Consider the following 23,471-nt stretch of genomic DNA (forward strand, 5'->3'; position numbering starts at 1 on the left):
CGGCGCGCCGCGTCAGTAGATGGAGCCGGTGTTGACGATGGGCTGGGTGCCGCGCTCGCCGCACAGCACGACCAGCAGGTTGCTGACCATTTGCGCCTTGCGCTCTTCGTCCAGCTTCACCACGTCGTTCTTCTGCAGCTCGGCCAGCGCCATCTCCACCATGCCGACCGCACCGGCGACGATGCGCGTGCGTGCCGCGATCACCGCGTTGGCCTGCTGGCGCTGCAGCATGGCCTGGGCGATTTCCGGTGCGTAGGCGAGGTGGCTGATGCGCGCCTCGATCACGTCCACGCCGGCCTTGCCGAGGCGCTCGGCGATCTGCTCCTGCAGGTGCTGGGAGATCTCCTGCGGGTGGCTGCGCAGGGCGATCTGGCCTTCCTCATGCTGGTCGTACGGATAGCTGGAGGCCATCGCGCGCAGCGCGGCTTCGGACTGGATGTGCACGAAGCTCTCGTAATCGTCGACGTTGAACACGGCCTCCGCCGAGTCGACCACCTGCCACACGATCACCGCGGCGATCTCGATCGGACTGCCATCCAGTTCGTTGACCTTCAGGCGGCTGCTTTCGAAGTTGCGGATGCGCAGCGACACCTTGCGCTTGCTGAAGAAGGGGTTGTTCCAGTGCAGGCCGTTGTCCTTCACCGTGCCGACGTACTTGCCGAACAGGCTGAGCACGGCCGACTGGTTGGGTTCCAGCTTGTACAGCCCGGCCATCAGGAACATCAGCACGAAGCCGAGCAGGGCGGCCACGCCCATGTAGGCGGGCTGCTTGTCGGCCGCGCCCGTGATGAAAATGGCGATGACCCCCAGGCCCAGCACCAGCAGGCCCAGCAGGGTCGGGATTCCGGGCAACGACGACTTGGCGTTCTCTTTCATGGTCTTGGTCTCAGGCGAGGATCACAGCAGCGACAGGCCGGCGCCTGCGGCAAGCAGGGCAGCGGAGAGAAGGAGCAGGCCGGGGACGACCCGGTGCGCCTGGGAGGGCCAGCGGCGCTGGATCTGGCGGATCACATGGAGCATGGCGGTTCCCCGGGTTGGCTTGCGATGAGATGAAAGATATCAATTTGATATCATATGTCAATGCGTGTCTGCCGCCGCTCGTCGGCGCTCCCGTTACACTGGCGCCCCCTTTCAGGACCCGTGCGCATGACCACTCTTGGAACCCCGCTGTCCCCGTCCGCCACCCGCGTCCTGCTGCTGGGATCGGGCGAACTGGGCAAGGAAGTGGCCATCGAGCTGCAACGCCTCGGCGTGGAAGTCATCGCCGCCGACCGCTACGCGGACGCGCCCGCCATGCAGGTGGCGCATCGCTCGCACGTCCTCGACATGCTGGACCCGGCCGCGATCCGCGCGCTGATCGCGCAGGAGCAGCCCCACCTGGTGGTGCCGGAAATCGAGGCGATCCACACCGAAACCCTCGTTGCACTGGAAGCCGAAGGCGCCGCGCGCGTCATCCCCACCGCGCGCGCCGCGCGACTGACGATGGACCGCGAAGGCATCCGCCGCCTGGCCGCCGAAACGCTGGGCCTGCCGACGTCGCCGTACCGCTTCGTCGATACGCGCGAGGAATACCGTGAAGCGGTGCAGGCGATCGGCCTGCCCTGCGTGGTGAAGCCGGTGATGTCGTCCTCCGGCAAGGGCCAGAGCACGTTGCGCAGCGAGGCCGACATCGATGCGGCCTGGGACTATGCCCAGACCGGTGGCCGTGCAGGTGCGGGCCGCTGCATCGTCGAAGGCTTCATCGACTTCGACTACGAGATCACCCTGCTGACCGTGCGCCACGCCGGCGGCACTTCATTCTGCGATCCCATCGGCCACTGGCAGAAGGACGGCGACTACCGCGAAAGCTGGCAGCCGCAGCCGATGTCGCCGCGCGCGCTGGAACGCGCGCAGCAGATCGCGCGCGCGGTCACCGACGACCTGGGCGGCTGGGGCCTGTTCGGCGTGGAACTGTTCGTGAAGGGCGACGAGGTGTGGTTCAGCGAAGTCTCGCCACGCCCGCACGACACGGGACTGGTCACGCTGGTGTCGCAGGAGCTGTCGGAATTCGCGCTGCATGCGCGCGCCATCCTGGGTCTGCCGGTCCCGGCGATCCGGCAGAGCGGTCCCTCCGCCTCCTGCGCGATGCTGGCGCACGGTCACGGCGTGCCGGTGTTCGGCAACGTCGAAGGCGCGTTGGCCGCGCCGGATACCGCCCTGCGGCTGTTCGGCAAGCCGCGCGTGGAAGGCCATCGCCGCGTCGGCGTGACGCTCGCGCGTGCGAACGACGTCGACACCGCACGCGCCGTGGCGCGCGATGCGGCTGCGGCCATCACGATCGACCTGGCCTGAGGCGCACACCATGAACGGAGCGACGCCATGAATGGCAATACCGGCTATGCCGTCTTTTTCTTCCCGCAGGCGCTGGAAGCGCTGGGCGAAGCGATCAAGCCCTACCTCACCAGCCAGCCCGACGGTCCCCATATCTTCTGCAAGGAAATCGACACCGGCGGCGCCTTCACCGAGATGACGCTGGTCGGCAAGAACGCCGAAGGCCATGAGGTGCAGGTGGAACTGATGGTGCCCGGCAGCATGATCCGCATGATCGTGTCGGCGCAGAACGAATCGCTGTTCGGGTTCGGTCCGCGTGTCGCCAACCCCGTCGTGGGAGCGACGTAAGTCGCGACGGCCCGCCGGTAGCGGGCTGAGGTTCGCGACGGGCGTAGCCCCGCCGGGCGCAAGCATGCCGCGCTAGAGGGTAAGGTCCACCCAGACCAGATGATGATCGCTGCCGTCGGCGATGGCGGCGTCGGCATGATCCTTCTTGGGCCAGAACACGCCGCTGCCTGTCAGGCTGAAACCGGTCGATGGCAGCACGTAGTCCAGCCGCAGCGCACCGTTGCGGCGGCCGAAGTCGCCGGTGACATGCGCAGGCGCACCGCGGCGCTCAAGCCCCTTGGCGGCGTATGCCAGCGCGGTCTCTTCACCGCCCTCGCTGCGTGGCGTGGCCATGCGCATGACGCGCGGGTGTTCCAGCAGCTCGACGATGGCCTCGTGCTGTCCATCGCCATCGGCGGGATCGTTGTTGAGATCGCCGGCGATGACGAAGCGCGCATCGGCTGCCAGACCTCCGCAGCGTCCCTGGTCGTCGCAAAGCCAGGGCGCGTCGCCCGGCGTCAGGTATTCGCGCCACAGGCGGATCTCGTCGGCATTGCGCAGGCCGTTGCGGTTTTCCGGTCCGTCGAACACGGGAGGCGTGGGGTGCGAGACGAGGAAATGCACCACGCCGCCCGGCGTGCGCACCGGCACGTCCCAGTGCGACTTGGACGACAGGCGCAGCTGCTTCCAGATCGCGTCGGGATAGAACGCTTCGTGCGTGGTCGGATCCACGGGATTGGTGGCGCCCGGCAGCGTGCTCCAGCGCAGCAACTGGAACGTGCGCACCTTCGTCTCGTCGATCGGGAAGCGCGACAGCACCAGCATGCCGTACTGGCCGGGATGCAGGCCGTAACCCCAGGCATCGTTGCCGCGTGCGCGGCCTTCGGTACCGACCTGGCCGTCGCGATCCAGGTCCAGGCCGCTCGGCACGCCGGTGTTCACCGGTGCGAGATAGCGGTACGGGTACCGCAGCGGCTCGCCACCGCCCGGCTGGGCGATGCCGAGATAGCGCTGCTGGAACAGGTCGGCGGCGCGATGCGCATCGTCGTAGTCGAACTCGTTCAACAGCACCAGGTCCGGCCGCACCTTTTGCAGCACCGCGGCGATCTTGCGTGCATGCGTGCTGTCGCCTTCGAGTTGCCGGATCACGTCGCCGGCATCATCGGAAAAGAGCGACGTGTTGTAGGTCGCCACGCGCATTGCCGCGACCTGCCCGGGGGCAGGGGCCTCCAGCGTGGCGGGCGAACTGCAGGCGGCGAGGGTCATCGTGAGCAGGAGGGCAAGGGTACGCATGCGCGGATTCTGTCATGCCACCGTGACAGGCGTAAAAACGGCGCCCCGGAAACCCGGGGCGCCGCAGGCTAACGACGAGTCGGCCCGGTGGAACGCTTAGAACGAGCAGCCCATCGCGGCGTACGCCGTCTTGGCCTGGTCCATCGCGGTCTTGCACTGCGCGGCCAGCGCCGTCTTGTCGGTCAGCGCAGCCCAGCCGGCCTTCGACTGCTCGATACCCTGCTTCATCATCTCGCGCTGGGCTTCCGGCACCTTGTCGCTGATGCAGGCGTAGACCTTTTCCAGATACTGGTCGCACTCGGGCACGCCGGTGCCGGCTTCGACGGTATCCGTGGTGGCGGCAACGGCCTCGGTGGCGGCCGGGGCTTCGACGGCCGGGGCTTCGACGGCCGGTGCTTCGACGGCCGGTGCGTCGGCGACCGGAGTCGCTTCCTCGGCGGGCTTGCAGGCGGCCAGCGCGAGGGTGGTCAGCGCCGCGAGGGCAAGAATGTTGAACTTCATGACAACTCCAGACGATTGAGTGGATGTTCCAGGGCCGGCGCGCAGGGCACGCCGGTGGCACATTCTGTGCAGCCGATCACGAAGTTGCTATTTACATTTACGTCTCACACTGAGCGCGTGGACGTGTTTCGACTCACAGATCCGCGCGGACCCAGCTACGCCCGTCGAAGCACTCGAGCGGGGAGAAGCGGCGCTTGTAATCCATCTTGCGATGGCCGTCGATCCAGTAGCCGAGATACAGATGTGTATAGCGGTCGCGTCGCGCCCATTCGATCTGTCGCAGGATCGCCAGCGTGCCCAGGCTGCGCGATTCCAGTGCGGGATCGTAGAAGGTGTAGACGGCCGACAGCGCACCCGGAATGACGTCGGTCACCGCGACCGCCAGCAACTGTCCATCCTCACGCAGTTCCACGAAGCGTCCGCGCGACCAGCTGCCCACCAGGAACTGGTCGAACTCCGTGGCACCGTGGTCGTCCATGCCGCCGAGCGGATGCCGGGCCGCGAGATACCGCTGGTAGAGCGCCAGATGCTCATCATCGCGCAAGGCGGCGACGATCCGTGTCTCGACGCGCGCGTTGCGTGCGGCGCAGCGCCGCTGGCTGCGGTCGGGCGCGAAGTCGGCGACGGGAATGCGCACGGCCACGCAGGCGCGGCATTGCCGGCAGTGCGGCCGGTAGACGATGTCGCCCGATCGGCGGAAGCCCCAGCCCAGCGCATCGGGATACAGCTGCGGCAGGCGCGGATCGCGCGGATCCAGCACCAGGTCGCGCGCAATGCGGTCGGGCCAGTAGCCGCAGGGATGCTCGCCGGTGTGGAACAGGCGCAGGTCGTCGAGCGATTGCGTGTTCTCACCCATGTCACCCGGTCCAGCGCGTGGCCAGCGGCCAGAACGCGAGTCCCGCCAGCGCACCGGCCACCGCGCCGGCGACCAGGTCGCGCGGCGTATGGCGTTGCAGCGCGAGGCGCGACCAGGCGACCGTGGCAGCGAACAGCAACGCCACGAGCATCCACACCAGGCCCAGTTCGTGCAGCAGGCACGCGGCAAACACGACGAACGCCAGGTGCAGCGACAGCTTGCACCAGCGTGCCGTCAGCATCGCCGCCAGGATCATGGCCGCGGACAGCGCGAGCCCCAGCGCGAACAGCGGTTGCCCGCCACGCCAGGCGACCAGGATTGCGCCGCTGGCCAGCGCGATCAGCAGGAAGCGGTTCAACGTGCTGCGTTCGTGCGTCGCGCTGGCATCCACGTGCGCCCAGCGGCCGCGACGTACCTGCCACCACGAATAGCCCATCACCAGCGCGGCGAATGCGCCGAAGCCGGCCGCCGACCACATCGCGGTGCGCGCATCTCCCTGCGCCAGCGCGATCGCCAGCACGGCCATCGGCAGCACCAGCATCGGGTGGCCGAAGATCGACAGCGCGCGGGCGAGGGGAATCGACATGCGGCCAGCATACTGCGGCCCCGCCGTCGCGTGGATTGCGACCATCCGCTGCCTGAACGCGTCCGTCCGCGCGTCAACCCCGGGGATGCCGAGGCGTTTTCCCTGTCAGTGGCGCATCTGGCGCCGCGCCCTCAGGAGAACACGATGAACCGCAAGACCCTGCTTTTCGTGGCCGTGCTGGCCGCCCTCGGCGCCGGATCCGCATTCGCCGCCACGCAGGCCGGCGATGCCGCGAAGCCGGCGCGCGCGAGCCTCGACAAGAACAACGACGGCGCGATCGACAAGACCGAAGCCGCCGCGCATCCGCGCCTGGCCGAACGCTTTGCCGCCCTGGACAAGAACGGCGACGGCAAGCTGACGGCTGACGAGCGCCCGCAGCACAAGGGCATGCGTGGTCACGGTCGCCACGGTGGCCAGCGCCATGGCGACGGTTTCAAGAAGCTCGATACCGACGGGGATGGCCGCATCAGCAAGGCGGAAGCTGCCGCCGATCCGCGCTTCGCCGCCCGCTTCGATGCGATGGACGCCAACAAGGACGGCGTGATCGACCGCGCCGACCGCGAACTGCGCAGCAAGCAGCGTCGTGACGAATGGTTTGCCAAGGCCGACGCCGACAAGGACGGCAAGCTCACCCGAGCCGAGATCGACCAGGCCGACGTCGCGCGCCGTGCCGAGTTCCAGCAGCGCATGCAGGCGCGCATGGACGAGCGTTTCGCGGCACTGGATGCCAACAAGGATGGCCGCCTGTCGCGAGACGAGGTGAAGGACAAGGGCCGCTTCGCCGAGCGCTTCGATGCGCTCGACACCAACAAGGACGGCTTCCTGTCCAAGGATGAACTGGCAGCAGGCAAGCCCGCTCGCCGCTGAGCCGGGCAGGAACGGCGTGCGCCCACCCGGGCGCACGCGCCCGTTCAGAGCATCAAGCGACCGGACATCACCAGACCGGCGAACAGGCCGGCGGTCGCCAGTGTCACCGCCAACACAAGCCCCCAGATCCGCCAGACGCGCTGGCGTTCCATGCAGCGCCGCGCGCGCTCCGGATCCTGCAGCAGGTCGCGTACCCGACGGCGTTCCAGGATGCGTGGCAGCCAGTAACTGGATGTCCAGCAGATGACGATCATGTAGGTCAGCGTCAGGACCGTATGCGGAACCCATCCCGATACGCGCGCCAGGGCGCTGATGCCTACGATGAATGCCAGAATGGCGAGGGTGTTGACCGTGCCATACCGCAGCAGTTCAGTGCGTTCGCGTGCGTCCAGCGGGTCGCGCAGGTACTTGCGGACGCCGAACCAGACCGCGCCGATCCCCACGAACGTACCCAGAGCCGTGGCGCCGAGCGCACCACCGACCAGCTTCATCAGTCCCTTGCCTGCGATGGCGCCACCGGTGCTCAGGACGACCGCGCCTGCGGAGGGCGGCGCCGCCACGACAAGCAGGCCGAGCACTCCGCTGGCGAACGCTGCGGAGGGCGCCGATGTGCGGGCGAAGTCGCCGAAGCGAGACATCAGTTCCTCCCGGACGTACTGGCGTGCGCGTGACAGACGCTTGCGTACCGCTGCGTCGGTGATGCCCAGCAGGGCCGCGACTTGTTGCGAACGCTGGCCCTCGCGGTAGTAGAGCAGCAGTACCTCGCGACTGTCTTCCGGCAGGGCGGCGATGACTTCGCGGGCCGCCTGCTCCTGTTCGGTCTGCAGCAACGTCTCGGCCGGCGTGGGAGCGGTATCGGCCGCGAGTGTCACCGCGAGTTCGGCGGCCTCGCCGGTCATCGGTCGCCGTCGTTGCGCGCGCAGGTGGTCGCGCGCCAGGTTGCGGGTGATCTCGCGCAGCCACGGCAGGAAGCTGTCCGGATTGTTCAGCGTCGCGAGTTGCCGCCATCCTTTGAGCAAGGCTTCCTGTGCGATGTCTTCGCTGGCCTGCACGTCGCGGGTGATGGCCAGCGCAATGCCGGTGATCGTGTTCTGGCAAAGGGCCACGATGCGGCCGTAGGCGTCCTGGTCGCCCCGCGCTGCCGCCGGCAGCGCCTCACGCAAGGAAAGTTCGATTACCAAGGTCTTCACCGCCGCTCCGCGTTTTCCGGGTCATGCGGGCACGACGACCGACGGCACGAAGTGTGACCGATCGTGGTGGCGCGCGGCATTCAGAGGGTCAGCCGTCCCGTACGGATGAGCACGAAGGCGATGGCGCCGAGGGTGAACAGGCTGGTCATCATGATCGCCTGCTTGCCCAGCAGATAGTCGTAACCGCGACGGCGCCGTTGGTTGTCGGGACGGACGAGGATCGGATCCATGATCCGGGGCAGGATGGCCAAATACTGGTAGTTGACCGCGGACAACCCCACGGCCGTGGTGATCGCAATGGCCTGCCAGCCCGTCGTCAACAGCGTCGCCAGCATCAGGCAGAACAGCCAGGCCGAACCGGTGACAGTGTTCAGCGTCATGAAGCGACGCACCTGCTGCCGCTCCTGCGCGGTCTGGCAGAAACGCGCCAAGTACCACCAGGTGAAGGCGTAGCCGATGAGTCCGCCGATCACACCGCCTACCAGGCCACTGAGCGAAGCCGGATGCTGGGTGACCTGTTCGAAGATCACGCCCAGCGAGCCGCCCGCGACGCCACCGGTCACGCCGCCGGTGGTCAGTCCACCGGTGCTGATCTTCCCGATGAGGCCACTGCCCAGCACGCCGGACCCGATCACCGTCGCCGCGCTGGCGGCCGGCATCGCACCGACCAGCCCACCCAGCACGATCATGGTGAAGGCAGCCGTCGGCGCCGTGGCGCGCGCGAATTCGCCGAACCTCTGCAGCAACTCGTCGCGGACCATCGCACGGGCACGCGACAGGCGCTTGCGGACGGCGGCGTCGCTCAGCCCGAGCAGGTCGGCGACCTGCTGCGAACTCTGGCCTTCGCGGTAGAACAACAGCAGGGTCTCGCGGCTGTCTTCCGGCAGCGACGAGATGATCTCGGTGGCGACGAGTTCCTCTTCCGTCTGCAGCAGGCGTTCGGCGGGCGTGGGTCCGGGATCCGCGGCCATGCCGATGGCGATCTCGGCCACTTCGCCCGACATGGGACGGCCATGCTGCGCACGCAGCCAGTCGCGCGCCAGGTTGCGGGTGATCTGCCGCAGCCACGGCAGGAAGCTGGCGCTGTTCTTCAGCCGGTCCAGCTGTTGCCAGGCTTTGAGGAAGGCCTCCTGCGCGATGTCCTCGCTGGCCTGCACGTCGCGCGTGATCGCCAGCGCGATGGCGGTGACCGTGTTCTGGCAGGCATGCACGATGCGGCCGTAGGCTTCCTGGCTGCCACGGGTGGCGGCGGGCAGTTCGACTTGCAGCATCAGGTCGAGGGCGACTGCGTTCATGGCATCGGGGTCATCGAGGGAACCGATGACCCTGACGGGCCGGCGCGCAGGATGTGACCGGGCTCGGCGGCACCGCCCTCCAGGTCATGCGGGGCTCAGCCGCCACTGACGGGCTGGATGCGGATGCGGTCTTCCTCTTCTTCCGCCGGGGCGGGTTGGGCAGGCGGTGCCTGCTCCAGCTGAGGCTGCGGCACGGCGGCAGATGGCGGCACAGGACGGCGCATCCACATCACGACGGCGGCCAATGCGATCAGCGCCAGCAGGATCAGGCGGATGCGCCAGGCCCACGAGCGCTGGGGCGTCGTCGCGTCCTGCGGGCTGGTGAACGTCAGCGTGGACGCGTAGCCGGGCCGTGTGGTTTCCAGCAGGCCGGCCTCGCGCAGCAGTTCGCGCGCGCGCGGCTGGTCGTCGGCGTGCCGCACCCACACTGCCGGCTGCAGCTGGGCCTTCACCGGCTCGGTATAGCTGAACTGCCCGCCACGCTTGCTGTGGTACGAGCGACCGTTGCTGATGTGCACGGGAATGCCGGCGTCGGTCAGCAGCTTGGCCACGCCTTCGACGGTTTCGATCCGCTGGCTGGAAAACACCTGCCGCATGCTTGTTCCTCAGTCTTTTGCCGGAACGGCGGAGGCCGCTTCGGCATCGGGCACCACGCGGATCAGGCCTTCCTGCGCGGTGCTGGCGACCAGCCGACCCTGGCGGTCGAAAATCTGCCCGCGCGCCAGCCCGCGCGAACCACTCGCGCTTGGGCTGTCGATGGAGTAGAGCAGCCAGTCGTCGGCGCGGAACGGGCGGTGGAACCACAGCGCGTGGTCCAGCGAGGCCATCTGCACGTTGGGCTGGTAGTAGCTGATGCCATGCGGATAGGTCGCCGTGCCCAGCAACTGGAAGTCGGAGGCGTAGGCGAGCAGGGCGCGGTGCAGTTCCGGCGAGTCGCCGACCGGTTCGCTCAACCGGAACCAGACCTGCTGGAACGGCGGACGCTTGGGCGGATTCAGCTCGTCGCGCGGATACACGTGGCGGAACTCGAACGGGCCGCGGCGCGACATCCAGCGCTGCACCTTGGGTGGCAGTGAGGCCATTACCTCGGCGGGGACTGGTGGCGCAGGCGCGATGTCTTCCGGCTGCGGCACTTCCGGCATCGACAACTGGTGTTCGGCGCCGTCCTCTTCGGCCTGGAACGAGGCCGCGCAGAAGAAGATCACGCGACCGTGCTGGATCGCGGTGACCCGGCGCACCGAGAAGCTGCCGCCGTCGCGCGTGCGGTCCACTTCGTAGACGATCGGCGCCTCGATGTTGCCCGCGCGCAGGAAGTAGGCATGCAGCGAGTGCGCGCGCCGGCTGCCGGAGCCGCCTTCCACCGTGGCCTGCGCGGCCGACAGGGCCTGGCCCAGCACCTGGCCGCCGAACACGTACTTGGTGCCGATATCGCGGCTCTGGCCACGGAACAGGTTGTCTTCCAGCCGCTCCAGCGACAGCAGTTCGATCAGCTCGGAGACGACGGGTTCGGGGGCTGGCACGGGAGGGCCTGGGATGCGTGGCGAGCGGCGATTATAGCCGCCGCCTGTGCGTGGACCCGTCAGGGCAGCAGGCGTCGCAGAGTGGTGGTGCGCAGGACCGCATCCCAGGGGAACAGCGGGCCCGGGTCCATCTTTCGGCGGACCAGCACGTCCGGATCGTCGCTGGCGGGCTCGCAGGCGGTGTCGAGGTCTTCGTGGCCGGCGATGAAACGCAGGCCCGGCAGTTCGCGCTGCAGGTCCGCCAGCAACGCGTCCAGCGAGGCGAGCTGCGCGGCGGTGTAGGGTTCTTGCATCGTCTGGCTGCCGGTGGCGAGCCAGTTGGGATAACGGCCGGTGTTGACCAGTTCGATGCCGACCGAGCGCGGGTTGTAGCCGCGCACGTGGTGGGCGACACGCTCCGGACGCACGTAGACGTGCACGCTGCCGTCGCGATCGACGTAGTAATGACCGCTGTTGCCGGTGCCCGAGGCATGCAGGATACGCTCGCCGTACTCGCGCGCCATCGCCAGGTCAGGCAGCTCCGTGCAATGGATGACCACCAGGTCGATCCGGTCGAGCGGGCGCGCCTCCAGCTTGTCCTCGTAGGGCAGGGGATCGACGATGCGGGCGAACATGGGAAGGTCGGTGCTCATGACCGGATGCTAGCAGGACCGGGCCGCAGCCCGGTCCGGTAAACTGGCGGCCTTCAATGTCCACGACGCGCGGGTTTCCTCATGCCGCTCAATCCCGACTCTCCCTTGGCCAAACTGATGGCCACCCTGCCGCGCGCCGGCAAGGTGGAGTGGATCGGCCTGCGCCCGGCGCGCGACGAGGTGATGGTCGCCACCGAGGTCGTCGACGCCGAGACCGGCGCGGGTCTGGTCGGCGACCGTTACAAGGGCGGCAGCGGCAAGCGCGGCATCACCCTGATCCAGGCCGAACACCTGCCGGTCATCGCGGCGCTGGCGCAGCGTCCGGACCTGGCGCCTTCGCTGTTGCGCCGGAACGTGGTGGTCTCGGGTATTCCGCTGATCGCGCTGAAGGGCCGCCGCTTCCGTATCGGCGATGCGGTGTTCGAAGGCACCGAGGACTGCGATCCCTGCTCGCGCATGGAGGACGCGCTCGGCGCCGGCGGTTACAACGCGATGCGCGGCCACGGTGGCCTGTGCGCGCGCATCGTCGAAGGCGGCACGTTCCGCCTTGGCGACGCGGTGGAGGCGCTGTAATGCGCGGTCACTGCATCCTGTCGCACGGTTTCGAGAGCGGTCCGGACGCGACCAAGGTCACCGCCCTGGCCGACGTGGCCGAACGGTTGGGCTGGACGCACGAGCGTCCCGACTACACGGACCTCGATGCGCGTCGCGACGTCAGTTCGCTGGGCGACGTGGTGGCGCGGCTGGAGCGCCTGCGCGGCCTGGCGCAGGCGGCCGCGGCACGCGGTCCCGTGGTGCTGGCTGGTTCCAGTCTGGGCGGCTACATCGCCGGGCGGATTTCGCTGGAGGTGCCAGTGCGCGGCCTGTTCCTGATGGCGCCGGCAATCGCCATGGGGCCATTGCCGGCGCTGGATGCCGCGACCGTACCCATATCGATCATCCATGGCTGGGACGACGAACTGATTCCGGCGCAGGCGGTCGTCGACTGGGCGCTTCCACGCCGCGCGCGCCTGCTGCTGGTCAACGATTCGCATCGCCTGTCCGATCACGTGGCTGCTTCGGCGGAGGCGTTCGGGCAGTTACTCGCCCATCTTTGAAGGCCGTCATCCCGGCGAAGGCCGGGACCCAGCGACGTTGATCGCGGCGGGCAAAGTCACTGGGCCCCGGCCTTCGCCGGGGTGACGTTCATTACGAGGTTCCACCGTGAAATTTTTCGTCTCCTGCGCCAAGGGCCTGGAATACCTGCTTGCCGACGAACTGCTCGCGCTCGGCGTGCCCAAGGCCACCGCGACCGTCGCCGGCGTCAATGCCGAAGGCGAGCCGGTCGATGCGCAGCGCGCCGTGCTGTGGTCGCGCCTGGCCAGTCGCGTGCTGTGGCCGATCGCCGAATTCGAATGCCTCAGCGAGCAGGCGCTGTACGACGGCGTGATGGCGCTGCCGTGGGAACAGCACACGCGGCCGGAACTGACGCTGGCGGTGGACGCCCACGTGTCCGGCGAAGCCATCACGCATGCGCGTTTCGCTGCGCAGCGCGTCAAGGATGCGGTGGTGGATCGCCTGCGCCAGCAGGGCATGGAACGGCCGTCGGTGGACGTGGAGCAGCCGGACGTCCGCATCAACCTGTCGTTGCGCAGGAACCGCGCGACGATCTCGATCGACCTGGGCGGCGGACCGATGCATCGCCGCGGCTGGCGGCAGGCGCAGAACGATGCGCCGCTGAAGGAGAACCTCGCCGCCGCGGTGCTGATGCGCGGCGGCTGGCCGGCGCTCTACCACGAGGGTGGCGCACTGCTCGATCCGATGTGCGGCAGCGGCACGCTGCTGATCGAAGGCGCGCTGATGGCGGCCGACGTGGCGCCCGGCCTGCAACGGCACGGCAACGTACTGCCATCGCGCTGGCTGGGATTCGACGTCGACGCGTGGCGCGCGCTGTTCGCCGAGGCGGTGCAGCGCGAAACGGAAGGACGCAAGGCGTTGCGGGCGGTGTTCTTCGGCAGCGACATCGACCTGGGCGCGATCCGCGCCGCCCGTGACAATGCGGTGCTCGCTGGGCTGGCCGGCCAGCTGCACTTCGAAGCACGCGACGTGGCGCAGTTGCCGGTGCAGGAGACGGCGCGTGGCCTGGTGGTCTGCAATCCGCCCTACGACGAACGCCTCGCTGCCGATGCCGATCTCTACCGCGCACTGGGCGATGCCTTGCAACGGGCGGTGCCGCAGTGGCGCGCCAGCCTGCTGTGCGGCAATGCCGAGCTCGGCTACGCCACCGGCCTGCGGGCTGCGAAGAAGTACCAGCTGTTCAACGGCGCGATCGAATGCGCACTGATCGTCTGCGATCCGGTCGCCACGCCGGCGCGCGAGCCGCGCGAAGCGAAGCCGCTGTCGGACGGCGCGCAGATGGTCGCCAACCGGCTGCGCAAGAACCAGAAGAAGTTCAAGAACTGGCGCGCGCGTGACGGCGTCACCTGCTATCGCGTCTACGACGCCGATCTCCCCGAGTATGCCGCCGCCATCGACGTGTACCAGGAGGAGGGCGGCCAGGCGCGGACCTTCCTGCATGTGCAGGAATACGCCGCACCGGCCACCATTCCCGAACACGACGTGCGTCGTCGTTTCAGCGAGCTGCTGGCCGCCACCCGCGAGGTGTTCGGCGTGCCGCAGGAGCAGATCGCGGTGAAGTCGCGCGAGCGCGGCAAGGGCGGCTCCAAGTACGGCCGCATGCAGCAGCGCGACGAGCTCATCGTCGTGCGCGAATCGGGCGCGCTGCTGCGGGTCAACCTGTTCGATTATTTGGATACGGGGCTGTTCCTCGATCACCGCCCGCTGCGTCGCCGCATGGCGCAGGAAGCGCGCGGCAAGCGTTTCCTCAACCTGTTCTGCTACACCGGCGTGGCCAGCTTGCAGGCGGCGGTGGCCGGCGCTGCGACGACGACCAGTGTCGACCTGTCCGCGACCTACCTGCAGTGGTGCGCCGACAACCTGGCCGAGAACGGCCTGGGCGGCGCGAAGCACCGGCTGGTGCAGGCCGATGCGTTGCGCTGGCTGGAAGCGGAGCAGGGCGAATACGACCTGGTGTTCTGCGATCCGCCGACGTTCTCCAATTCCGCGCGTGCCGATGATTTCGACGTGCAGAAGGAACAGGTGCGCCTGCTGCGCGCCGCGGTGGCCCGGCTGGCGCCGGGCGGCGTGCTGTATTTCAGCAACAACTTCCGCCGCTTCAGGCTAGACGAGAACGCGGTGGCCGAGTTCGCGCGCTGCGAGGAGATCAGCGCGGGCACGATCCCGCCGGATTTCGAACGCAACGCCCGCATCCACCGCGCGTGGCGGCTGACGCGGGCGTAGCGAGCAGGCCCAGGATCAGCCGACGATCAGGACGAAATCGCCGCGCTGCGAGGCCATCGACAAGGCCAGCGTGCTGTCGCGTGCGGCCAGGTCGGCGGCAGAGAGCGCCGTGCTCGGCGGGTGCGCGCGGTAGCTGGCGTCGTCGGCCAAGGTGTCGCGCACCACGTAGCCCATCAGCACGTTGACCAGTTCGCCCAGCGCATCCACGGCGAGTTCGTCGTCGCACTGTTCGGGAGCGATGGACAGCAGTGAACAGGCGATCGCCTGCATCGCGGCGCGGCCGCAGCCGATCCCGATCAGCATGGACTGGCTGCCCGCCTCGATGCGCACATGCGCGGTGACCTCGCAGGCCTCCAGCGTGGCGGCATCGGCGATACCCGAGGCCTGGCACTGGCTGCCGACCAGGCGCGGGAACAGACGGTTGCATACGCGGATCGCGCTGGTGGCCATGTCGGCCAGCGCGTGGCCGGCGATGCCGAGGGCGAGGGCATGGTTGGCTTCGTCCAGGTCGCGGCGATGCGCGACCAGTTCGCTCTCCAGCTGCTCGGCCGTCAACGTGCCCTGTTCGACGAGGATCTGCCCGAACAGCTTGCGGCCCTTCTTCTGCGCCGCCAGCAGCACGTCGAGCTGGCCGGCGTCGAGCAGGCCCATTTCCAGGGCGATGTCGCCGAAGCGGCGGTCCTCGGCGCGCTGGCGGTCGTTGATGCGGCGCGCCTGCGCGGCATCCAGCATCCGGTGGTGCACGGCGAGCTCACCGAGCAGGGGGTTGGAGGCTCGCTGCGCGTCGAGCGCGGCCAGCAGTTGCGCCGAGGTGATGGTGCCGCGTTCCAGCAGGAACTGGCCCAGGAATTTCGCTGCCATGGTGTGGTCTCGTACTGAAGAGGAAGGAGGACGTGCGCGCGGTCAGGCGACCGCTTCGTGCAGCACGCGATCCATCACCTCCGGATCGATGGGCTTCTGCAGGTAGGACTTCGCGCCCAGCTTAAGGCATTCCTCGATGTCCGCCTGCCCGCCCAGCGAGCTGAGGATCACTACCCGGGCAGCCGGGTCGAGCGACAGGATCTTGCCGAGCGCCTGTTTGCCGTCGCACTCCGGCATCACCAGGTCCATCAGCACCACGTCGGGCTTGAGGGCCTGGTACTGGCTGACGGCCTCGTTGCCGTTGCCGGCTTCGCCGACGACGTTGAAGCCGCAGTCTTCCAACTGGCGTGCCGCCAGCATGCGCAAGGCGCGCGAATCGTCGCACAGCAGGACGGTAGGACGTGACGACATGATGGTGGATCCCCCTGTTGGATCATGGAAAACCCCGCGTCGTCGTTCGACGCGGGTCGACATGTAGGCGTATCGGCCGGTCAGGGGAGATCTTGAGGTGCAGCGTACAGCGGCGGCGCGCCGCGGTCGGCCCGGGGGAGGACAGCCCGCCCGCGGCGCGCTCCGGTCAGAAGTCGAAACGTGCGGCGATCGACACGGGCACCGACACGCGCTTGCCGGTGTCGTTGATCGAGCCCAGGCCCAGGCCACCGATGGCGCTGTCGTCGCCGCTCAGATCGGCCACGTAACGCACGCCGGCCTGCGCGGTGATGCTGAAGCTGTCGTTCACCGGAATCAGTACGCCGACATCGACGCCGGCGCTGGCGGCCCACTTCTTTTCGGTGAACGGCGCGTTGGCGATGGTGATGCCGGCATCCGGGATCTCGAACGTGGCGCGGATATCGTCGGTCTGCGTGGCGCCGAGGCGACCGGCGATGAACGGGCGCGTGTAGCCCGGCTCCATGAAGTAGTGGCGGTAGCCGGCTTCCACGGTCAGCGCCTTGTAGTCGCTGAAGGTGCCGTAGACGGGCAACGTGGTGTTGAGGGCGGGAACGAAGGCGCCACCGACCTGCACGGTACCCGGGTCGGTCTCGGTGCGGCGCACCTGGCCGAAGATCTCCGCGTTCTGGTTCAATCCATAGGCGAACTCGAGGCCGTAGCCCATCGCGTTGTCGTAGATGTCGGCATGCGAGCGCGACTGGATGCGCAACTCGGCACTGACGCCGGCGAGTGCGGGATTCAGCGGGCCGAGATCCGGCACCGGCGCGATCGCGCCGTCGTGCACGTCACCGCTGACGGGCGTGTCGGTACCACCGAAGACGGACATGGACAGCTTGCCCTGGTCGGGGCCAGCGGCGTACGCGGGCGCGGCGAGCGCGAATGAAATGGCCAGGGCAAAGAGCGACTTCTTCATCGGGGGACTCCTCCAGGGGAAAGGCCGACACCATATGTGTCGGATGCCGGCGATACGCAGGCGGAGTCGCGATGGATGCGTTGCGATGCATGCAACGTAAGTGCGCTTTTCTTCACGCCGCGTCGACACGGCGTGCGGCGTTCGCAGATTTCACGTGTCTTTCACTGCTCCGGACGCGCTTGGCCATCTTCCGGTTGCGCGATGCCGCGCGCGAGACGTTCCTCGATCCGGGTGAAGACCGATTGCTCGCCTGGAGGCGACGCGCCTGCATCGGTGGCGAAGTACGCCACGCCCGTTCCGTGCGTGCGATCCATCCACAGCCCAGAACGCAGTGCGTAGGCATCGCCGGAATGGCCGACACGCGCCACGCCATCGCCGAAGAGATCGTCGCCGCAGCCGTCATGCGCGGTGGCGAGCGTCTGTACGGCAAGACCATAGCGGCAGAAAAACGCGCGCGGCTGGCCACCGCCGGTGTCTTCCTCGTGCGTGACGCCGTTGCCGCCGTCGAACGTCCATTGCGGTGCCGTCATCGCATCGACGCTGGCGGACGACAGCAGCCGCACGCCGTCGACCTCGCCATTGCCGAGGAACAGGCGGCCGATCTTCGCCAGCCCGTTCGCCGAGATGCGCAGCCCACCCTGCGGCGAGAACAGGGCACCGTTCTCGCCGGCCTTCCAGCGGGCGAGGTCGCAGTCCGCACCTTCCTCGGTCACCACGGCACAGGCGGGTTTGCCGGCCCGGTTCTCGTCGCGCACCGGTGCGCCGTCGCGGTACAGCACGACCGCGCGTGTGGCGGTGGCGGCGTCGCAGCTTTCCCAGTTGAAGCAGGCATCGAGCTTCAATGGTTCCAGCACCAGTCGGCGCATCAGCAGGTCGAAACGCTCACCGGTGACGTTCTCCATCGCCATCGCCACCAGCGGGAAGTTGAGGTTGGTGTAGCGGAAGTGCGTACCGGGCGCATGCGCGTCGTCCCAGGCGTTGGGATCGTCGAGGATGCCTTTCAGCGGCTGGCCCAGCGGTGTGGCGTAGTAGCCGGCCGCATCGGTCAGGCTGGAGCGGTGCGACAGCAGCAGGCGCAGGGTGATCGGTGTGTCGGGAAACTTCGGATGGCGCAGCGTCCAGCCCAGGTATGTCGAGATGTCGGCATCGAGATCGAGCTTGCCGGCCTCGACCAGCCGCATCACGCCGATCGTGGTCACCAGCTTGGAGATCGAGGCGACGCGCACCGGATCGTCGGCGGTGACCTTGCGGCCGGTAGTCAGGTCCGCCATGCCTTCCACCTGCGTGCTGGTGATGCCGTTGCGGTCGAAGGCCACGCGGACCTGCGCGACGGGTTCGCCCGCTGAAGCCATTGCCGCGACGGCGAGGCAGGGCAGCAGGGCCAGGATGCGGATACGACGGAAGGACATGCGCCAGCGCCTTGCGGGAACCGGCCCCGACTTTACTTCATCGTCGGCATCACGAACTCGGCCGTGTGGGTCTCCGGCCAGCGAGCGGTGATCGTCTTCAGCCGCGTGTAGAAGCGCACGCCATCCGGACCATGTACGTGCAGGGGGCCGAAGATCGAGCGCTTCCAGCCGCCGAAGCTGTGGAAGGCCATCGGCACCGGGATCGGCACGTTGATGCCGACCATGCCGGCCTGCACGCGATGGGCGAACTCGCGCGCCGCGCCGCCGTCGCGGGTGAACACGGCAGTGCCGTTGCCGTATTCGTGCTCGTTGACCAGGCGCAGCGCGGCATCGAGATCCGGCACGCGCATGACGCACAGCACCGGCCCGAAAATCTCCTCGCGGTAGATCGTCATGTCCGGCGTGACGCGGTCGAACAGGCAACCGCCGAGGAAGAAGCCGTCCGCATGGCCGTCGACCACATGGCCGCGTCCATCGACGACGAGATCCGCGCCTTCCGCCACGCCGGCGTCGACATAACCACGCACCTTGTCGCGGTGTGCGCCGGTGACCAGCGGGCCCATTTCGGGATCGAGGCATCCGGGCCCTATCTTCAATGCGGCGACCTTCGGTGCGAGGTTCGCCACCAGCGCATCCGCGGTGGCGTCGCCCACGCAGACCGCCACGGAGATCGCCATGCAGCGCTCGCCGGCCGAGCCGTAGCCTGCGCCCAGCAGCGCGGAGACCGCGCCGTCGAGATCGGCATCGGGCAGCACGACCATGTGGTTCTTCGCGCCGCCCAGCGCCTGCACGCGCTTGCCGTTGGCGGAGCCGCGCGCGTAGATGTATTCGGCGATCGGCGTGGAGCCGACGAAACTCAACGCCTGCACGCGCGGTTCGTCGAGCAGCGCATCCACCGCCACCTTGTCGCCGTGCAGCACGTTGAACACCCCGTCCGGCAGGCCTGCCTGCTTCAGCAGGTCGGCCATGAACAATGCGGCGGACGGATCGCGTTCCGACGGCTTCAGTACAAAGGTGTTGCCGCAGGCCAGGGCCACCGGGAACATCCACAGCGGCACCATCGCGGGGAAATTGAACGGGGTGATGCCGGCGACGACGCCGAGCGGCGCGTATTCGCTCCACGAATCGACATCGCGCCCGACGTTCATCGAATGCTCGCCCTTGAGCAGGTGCGGGATGCCGCAGGCGAACTCGACCACTTCCAGCCCGCGCGTCACTTCGCCGCGCGCGTCGGAGAGCACCTTGCCGTGCTCGGACGTGATGATCTTCGCGAGGTCGCCGGCGTGCTTCTCCAGCAGTTCCTTGAAACGGAACATCACCCGCGCACGGTTCAGTGGCGTGGTGGCGGCCCAAGCAGGGAAAGCGGCGGACGCGGCGTCCACCGCCTGCTTCACGTCATCGACCGAGGCCAGCGGCACGCGTGCGGTGACGGTGCCGGTGGCGGGGTCGTAGACATCGCCGAAGCGGCCTCTGTCGCCTTCCACCCGTTGTCCGTTGAAGAAGTGATGCAACGCTTCGGTCATGGCGGACTACCTTGCTGTCTCCCTCGCCCCGCGCGCGGGGAGAGGGTGCCCGAAGGGCGGGTGAGGGGCGACGGCGCCCGGATCTTCAGTCTTGGAAGTGTTTCGAGTGTTGCGCTTTCCAGTCGCTCGATTGGCTCGCTATCGTCGAGGCGGCCATGGCTCCGGCGTGCCCCTCATCCGCCCTTCGGGCACCTTCTCCCCGCTTGCGCAGGGAGAAGGAACAGCGGGTTACGCCAGCGCTTCGCGCGCCGGCACGTAGGTGTAGCCGAGGTCGTCGGCGACGGCCTTGTAGGTCACCTTGCCGGCGTGCACGTTCAGGCCGTTGAGCAGGTGTTCGTCGTCCAACAGCGCCTGCTTCGCGCCCTTGTTCGCCAGTTGCACGGCGAAGGGCAGGGTGGCATTGGTCAGCGCGAACGTGGACGTGCGGGCGACGCCGCCCGGCATGTTGGCCACGCAGTAGTGGATGATGCCGTCCACTTCGTACGTCGGGTTCTGGTGGGTGGTGGCCTTCGAGGTCTCGAAGCAGCCGCCCTGGTCGATCGCCACGTCCACCAGCACCGAGCCGGGACGCATCAGCTTCAGCTGATCGCGCGAGACCAGCTTCGGCGCGGCGGCACCGGGAATCAGTACCGCACCGATCACCAGGTCGGTGTCGGGCAGGCGCTCTTCGATGGCGTCGCGGGTCGAGTAGATCGTGGTCAGCTGGTGGCCGTACAGCTCGTCCAAGTACTTCAGGCGGTCGAGCGAGCGGTCGAGGATGGTGACGTGCGCGTTCATACCCATCGCCATGCGCGCGGCATTGATGCCGACCACGCCGCCGCCGATCACCAGCACTTCCGCCGGCTTCACGCCGGGCACGCCGCCGAGCAGCACGCCGGAGCCGCCCTGCGCCTTCTCCAGTGCATGCGCGCCGGCCTGGATCGACATGCGGCCGGCCACTTCCGACATCGGCGCCAGCAGCGGCAGGCCGCCCCTGCGGGCGGTGACGGTTTCGTAGGCGATGCAGGTGGCGCCGGAGGCGACCAGCGCCTTGGTCTGTTCCGGATCGGGTGCGAGGTGCAGGTAGGTGTAGAGCACTTGGCCGGGGCGCAGCATGGCGCACTCGTTCGGCTGCGGCTCCTTGACCTTGATGATCATGTCGGCGCGGGCAAAGATTTCCGCGGCCGTGTCGACGATCTCCGCACCGGCCTTGACGTACTGCTCATCGGTCAGGCCGATGGCCTTGCCGCCGTCGCGCTGGACGATGACCTGGTGGCCGTTGGCCACCAGCTCGCGGGCGCCGGACGGGGTAAGTCCGATGCGGTATTCGTGGTTTTTGATTTCCTTGGGGACGCCGATCAGCATGGTGCTCTCCAGTAGCGGGAAGGGGCTTCGCGCGAGGGGGAGCGCTGGTGCCGTTGGTCCGTAATTTTACGCGGTTGCCCGTATGGTGTCCGCCAGGACATTCACGATCCGGTCGATGTGGTCCTTTTCCACGATCAGCGGCGGCGACAGGGCGATGACGTCGCCGGTGACGCGGGTCAACAGGTGGCCGTCGTGGAAGGCGCGGGCGAAGACGTCGTAGGCGCGGGTGCCGGGCGCGCCAGCGCGCGGGGCCAGTTCGATGGCGCCGACCAGGCCGATGTTGCGGATGTCGATGATGTTCGGCAGTCCCTTCAGCGAGTGCAGCGCTTCCTGCCAGTAGTCGCCCAGCGACAAGGCCTTGTCGAACAGGTGTTCCTCTTCGTACGTATCCAGCGTGGCGAGCGCGGCGGCGCAGGCCAGTGGATGGCCGGAGTAGGTATAGCCATGGAACATGTCGATGGCATTGTCCGGCCCGTTCATGAAGGCGTCGAACAGCCGCTCGGACACGAAGGTGGCGCCCATCGGCACGCAACCGTTGGTGATGCCCTTGGCGGCGGTGATCATGTCCGGGGTGACGCCGAAGCGCTGCGCACCGAAGGCATGGCCGACGCGGCCGAAGCCGGTGATCACTTCGTCGAAGATCAGCAGGATCCCGTGCTTGTCGCAGATCTCGCGCAGGCGCTGCAGGTAGCCTTCCGGCGGGATGACGACGCCGGCCGAGCCCGAGACCGGCTCGACGATGACGGCCGCAATCGTCGAGGCGTCGTACAGCGCGATCTGGCGTTCGAGGTCTTCGGCCAGTTCGATGCCGTGCGGCGGCAGGCCCTTCGAGAACGCGTTGCGCGACACGTCCAGCGTATGGCGGATGTGCGAGACGGCCGGCAGGCCCGGGCCGAACCACTTGCGGTTGTTCGGCAGGCCGCCCACCGACATGCCGCCGAAGCCGACGCCGTGGTAGCCCTTCTCGCGGCCGATGAAGCGCGTGCGCTGGCCTTCGCCGCGCACGCGGTGGTAGGCCAGCGCTATCTTCAGCGCGCTGTCGACGGCTTCCGAGCCGGAGTTGCTGAAGAACACCTTGTTGAGGTCGCCCGGCGCCAGTGCGGCCAGGCGCTCGGCCAGCTTGAACGGCAGCGGCGAGCTCATCGAGAAGTTGGGCGCGAAGTCGAGCGTGCCGATCTGCTGCCTCACCGCCTCGACGATGCGCGGCCGCGCGTGTCCTGCATTGCAGCACCACAGGCCGGCGGTGGCGTCGAGCACCTCGTTGCCGTCGACGTCCTTGTAGTACATGCCGGACGCGCTGGCGAGCAGGCGCGGCTTGGCCTTGAACTGCTTGTTCGCTGTGAACGGCATCCAGAAATGGTCCAGCGAACCGGGCGCGTCCAGGTTCTGGCGCGCGTAGTGCTCGGCCAGGGCGGAGGGGGTGTCGTCAGCGCTCATCACGGCTCCGGGGCAAGGACTGGGCGCAGCTTAGCGCGTTGAAAAAACTTTACAACCGTGCCGAAGGTCGGATCTGACGTGTTTCGCCCATCCCGGCCGTCGTTGTTCAGCGGGTTGAAGAATTGCCCGGGTGCCACGGATTGACCGGCCTGTCGCGGGGTGTAAAGTATCCCGCAACACTTCGGTCTTCCGGCAAGGATGGTGATGGACATCGGCGCACGCCTGCAACTGGTCCGCAAATCCAAAGACCTCAGCCAGCGCGAGCTGGCCAAACGCGTGGGCGTCACCAACAGCACCATCTCGCTGATCGAGCAGAACAAGGTCAGTCCGTCGGTCAGTTCGCTGAAGAAGGTGCTGGACGGCATCCCGATCTCCCTCGCCGACTTCTTCACCCTCGACCTCGAGAAGGGGCTGCCCGACAGCCCGTTCTACGTGGCCGACGAGCTGCCGGACGTGGGCAGCAACGGCATCCATTATTTCCTCGTCGGCCAGCATCGCCCGCAGCGGCAGATGTGCATCCTGCGCGAGGTGATGCCGCCGGGCAGCGACACCGGCGACAGCATGCTGGCGCACGACGGCGAGGAAGGCGGCGTGGTGATCGCCGGCGAGGTCGAGGTCACCGTCGGCGAGCAGGTCCGCGTGCTGAAGGCCGGCGAAGGCTATTACTTCGAGAGCCGCGTGCCGCACCGGTTCCGCAATGTCGGCGAGGTGGACGCGGTGATCGTCAGCGCGAATACGCCGGCGACGTTCTGAATGATTCAAGCCCCTCTCCCATCGGCGACCGGAGGAAGTCCCGTGGGAGAGAGGGGTTGGGGTGA

The 23,471-nt window shown here is 68.0% G+C and carries 24 protein-coding genes and 2 pseudogenes; 8 read left to right on the forward strand and 18 right to left on the reverse strand.

From position 1 onward, the window contains the following. Window positions 1-12: 12 nt before the first annotated feature. Complete coding sequence (locus CSC78_RS02250; RefSeq protein WP_162336287.1) at window positions 13-876, reverse strand: SPFH domain-containing protein; 864 nt, start codon at window positions 874-876, stop codon at window positions 13-15. A gap of 21 nt (window positions 877-897) precedes the next feature. Continuing rightward, on the reverse strand, window positions 898-1,020 hold the full coding sequence (locus CSC78_RS19150) for a hypothetical protein (protein ID WP_274379337.1): 123 nt from the start codon (window positions 1,018-1,020) through the stop codon (window positions 898-900). Between the two features lie 126 nt (window positions 1,021-1,146). Between CSC78_RS19150 and purT the strand changes: the two genes are divergently transcribed. Both purT and CSC78_RS02260 read left to right on the forward strand, forming a co-directional pair. Further along, entirely contained in the window at window positions 1,147-2,331 is a 1,185-nt protein-coding gene (gene purT / locus CSC78_RS02255) for a formate-dependent phosphoribosylglycinamide formyltransferase (protein ID WP_162336288.1), read from the forward strand. 27 nt (window positions 2,332-2,358) lie between these two features. After that, window positions 2,359-2,658, forward strand: a complete 300-nt coding sequence (locus CSC78_RS02260) for a hypothetical protein (RefSeq protein ID WP_162336289.1) — start codon at window positions 2,359-2,361, stop codon at window positions 2,656-2,658. A gap of 72 nt (window positions 2,659-2,730) precedes the next feature. On the opposite strand, the gene CSC78_RS02265 is transcribed toward CSC78_RS02260, so the two are convergent. The 4 genes from CSC78_RS02265 to CSC78_RS02280 all read right to left on the reverse strand — a co-directional run bounded on the left by CSC78_RS02265 (window position 2,731) and on the right by CSC78_RS02280 (window position 5,873). Beyond that, window positions 2,731-3,930, reverse strand: a complete 1,200-nt coding sequence (locus tag CSC78_RS02265) for an endonuclease/exonuclease/phosphatase family protein (RefSeq protein ID WP_162336290.1) — start codon at window positions 3,928-3,930, stop codon at window positions 2,731-2,733. 96 nt (window positions 3,931-4,026) lie between these two features. After that, entirely contained in the window at window positions 4,027-4,431 is a 405-nt protein-coding gene (locus CSC78_RS02270) for a DUF5339 domain-containing protein (protein ID WP_162336291.1), read from the reverse strand. Between the two features lie 133 nt (window positions 4,432-4,564). Then, on the reverse strand, window positions 4,565-5,287 hold the full coding sequence (locus CSC78_RS02275) for an arginyltransferase (protein WP_162336292.1): 723 nt from the start codon (window positions 5,285-5,287) through the stop codon (window positions 4,565-4,567). A 1-nt stretch (window position 5,288) separates the two neighbouring features. Further along, window positions 5,289-5,873 carry a phosphatase PAP2 family protein gene (locus CSC78_RS02280; RefSeq protein ID WP_162336293.1) on the reverse strand — a complete coding sequence of 195 codons (585 nt, stop codon included), beginning with the start codon at window positions 5,871-5,873 and terminating at the stop codon, window positions 5,289-5,291. Window positions 5,874-6,017: 144 nt separating this feature from the next. On the opposite strand from CSC78_RS02280, the pseudogene CSC78_RS02285 reads away from it, so the two are divergent. Together CSC78_RS02285 and CSC78_RS18955 are read left to right on the forward strand one after the other, a co-directional pair. Then, window positions 6,018-6,527 (forward strand): annotated as a pseudogene (locus CSC78_RS02285) (calcium-binding protein); the annotation flags it as partial. A 51-nt stretch (window positions 6,528-6,578) separates the two neighbouring features. Further along, window positions 6,579-6,740: pseudogene (locus tag CSC78_RS18955) on the forward strand (EF-hand domain-containing protein); the annotation flags it as partial. A 44-nt stretch (window positions 6,741-6,784) separates the two neighbouring features. Here CSC78_RS18955 and CSC78_RS02295 read toward each other — a convergent pair. The 5 genes from CSC78_RS02295 to CSC78_RS02315 form a co-directional block, all read right to left on the reverse strand. Beyond that, window positions 6,785-7,930, reverse strand: a complete 1,146-nt coding sequence (locus CSC78_RS02295) for an RNA polymerase sigma factor (RefSeq protein ID WP_162336295.1) — start codon at window positions 7,928-7,930, stop codon at window positions 6,785-6,787. Between the two features lie 80 nt (window positions 7,931-8,010). After that, complete coding sequence (locus CSC78_RS02300) at window positions 8,011-9,225, reverse strand: RNA polymerase sigma factor (protein WP_162336296.1); 1,215 nt, start codon at window positions 9,223-9,225, stop codon at window positions 8,011-8,013. A 95-nt stretch (window positions 9,226-9,320) separates the two neighbouring features. Further along, a complete protein-coding gene (locus tag CSC78_RS02305; RefSeq protein ID WP_162336297.1) occupies window positions 9,321-9,821 on the reverse strand; it encodes a putative signal transducing protein in 501 nt (166 codons plus the stop codon). Between the two features lie 9 nt (window positions 9,822-9,830). Next, a complete protein-coding gene (gene tesB / locus CSC78_RS02310; RefSeq protein ID WP_162336298.1) occupies window positions 9,831-10,745 on the reverse strand; it encodes an acyl-CoA thioesterase II in 915 nt (304 codons plus the stop codon). Window positions 10,746-10,804: 59 nt separating this feature from the next. Next, a complete protein-coding gene (locus tag CSC78_RS02315; protein WP_379608556.1) occupies window positions 10,805-11,377 on the reverse strand; it encodes an N-acetylmuramoyl-L-alanine amidase in 573 nt (190 codons plus the stop codon). A gap of 81 nt (window positions 11,378-11,458) precedes the next feature. Between CSC78_RS02315 and CSC78_RS02320 the strand changes: the two genes are divergently transcribed. From CSC78_RS02320 to rlmKL, 3 genes are all read left to right on the forward strand, one after another. Next, a complete protein-coding gene (locus CSC78_RS02320) occupies window positions 11,459-11,950 on the forward strand; it encodes an MOSC domain-containing protein (protein WP_162336299.1) in 492 nt (163 codons plus the stop codon). Next, a complete protein-coding gene (locus CSC78_RS02325) occupies window positions 11,950-12,474 on the forward strand; it encodes a YqiA/YcfP family alpha/beta fold hydrolase (RefSeq protein ID WP_162336300.1) in 525 nt (174 codons plus the stop codon). The genes CSC78_RS02320 and CSC78_RS02325 overlap by 1 nt, the downstream gene beginning before the upstream one ends. Window positions 12,475-12,580: 106 nt before the next feature. Further along, window positions 12,581-14,716 carry a bifunctional 23S rRNA (guanine(2069)-N(7))-methyltransferase RlmK/23S rRNA (guanine(2445)-N(2))-methyltransferase RlmL gene (rlmKL, locus tag CSC78_RS02330; RefSeq protein WP_162336301.1) on the forward strand — a complete coding sequence of 712 codons (2,136 nt, stop codon included), beginning with the start codon at window positions 12,581-12,583 and terminating at the stop codon, window positions 14,714-14,716. Window positions 14,717-14,731: 15 nt separating this feature from the next. Here the strand turns inward: rlmKL and CSC78_RS02335 are convergent, their stop codons facing one another. The 7 genes from CSC78_RS02335 to CSC78_RS02365 form a co-directional block, all read right to left on the reverse strand. Continuing rightward, the gene (locus CSC78_RS02335) at window positions 14,732-15,577 is read right to left on the reverse strand and encodes a chemotaxis protein CheX (RefSeq protein ID WP_162336302.1); all 846 of its coding nucleotides are present in this window, start codon (window positions 15,575-15,577) and stop codon (window positions 14,732-14,734) included. A gap of 42 nt (window positions 15,578-15,619) precedes the next feature. Beyond that, complete coding sequence (locus CSC78_RS02340) at window positions 15,620-15,988, reverse strand: response regulator (protein WP_238391138.1); 369 nt, start codon at window positions 15,986-15,988, stop codon at window positions 15,620-15,622. Between the two features lie 166 nt (window positions 15,989-16,154). Next, entirely contained in the window at window positions 16,155-16,940 is a 786-nt protein-coding gene (locus CSC78_RS02345; RefSeq protein ID WP_162336303.1) for a hypothetical protein, read from the reverse strand. A gap of 161 nt (window positions 16,941-17,101) precedes the next feature. Beyond that, window positions 17,102-18,349, reverse strand: a complete 1,248-nt coding sequence (locus CSC78_RS02350) for a serine hydrolase domain-containing protein (protein WP_162336304.1) — start codon at window positions 18,347-18,349, stop codon at window positions 17,102-17,104. A 32-nt stretch (window positions 18,350-18,381) separates the two neighbouring features. Further along, a complete protein-coding gene (locus tag CSC78_RS02355; protein WP_162336305.1) occupies window positions 18,382-19,872 on the reverse strand; it encodes a CoA-acylating methylmalonate-semialdehyde dehydrogenase in 1,491 nt (496 codons plus the stop codon). Between the two features lie 228 nt (window positions 19,873-20,100). Beyond that, window positions 20,101-21,216: an alanine dehydrogenase gene (ald, locus tag CSC78_RS02360; protein WP_162336306.1), complete on the reverse strand. Its 1,116-nt coding sequence runs from the start codon at window positions 21,214-21,216 to the stop codon at window positions 20,101-20,103. A 66-nt stretch (window positions 21,217-21,282) separates the two neighbouring features. Further along, a complete protein-coding gene (locus tag CSC78_RS02365) occupies window positions 21,283-22,653 on the reverse strand; it encodes an aspartate aminotransferase family protein (protein ID WP_162336307.1) in 1,371 nt (456 codons plus the stop codon). A gap of 204 nt (window positions 22,654-22,857) precedes the next feature. Between CSC78_RS02365 and CSC78_RS02370 the strand changes: the two genes are divergently transcribed. Beyond that, a complete protein-coding gene (locus CSC78_RS02370) occupies window positions 22,858-23,406 on the forward strand; it encodes a cupin domain-containing protein (protein WP_162336308.1) in 549 nt (182 codons plus the stop codon). Window positions 23,407-23,471: the final 65 nt, after the last annotated feature.

Source organism: Pseudoxanthomonas japonensis (genome assembly GCF_010093445.1).
In the GTDB taxonomy this organism is placed as follows: Bacteria; Pseudomonadota; Gammaproteobacteria; order Xanthomonadales; family Xanthomonadaceae; genus Pseudoxanthomonas_A; species Pseudoxanthomonas_A japonensis.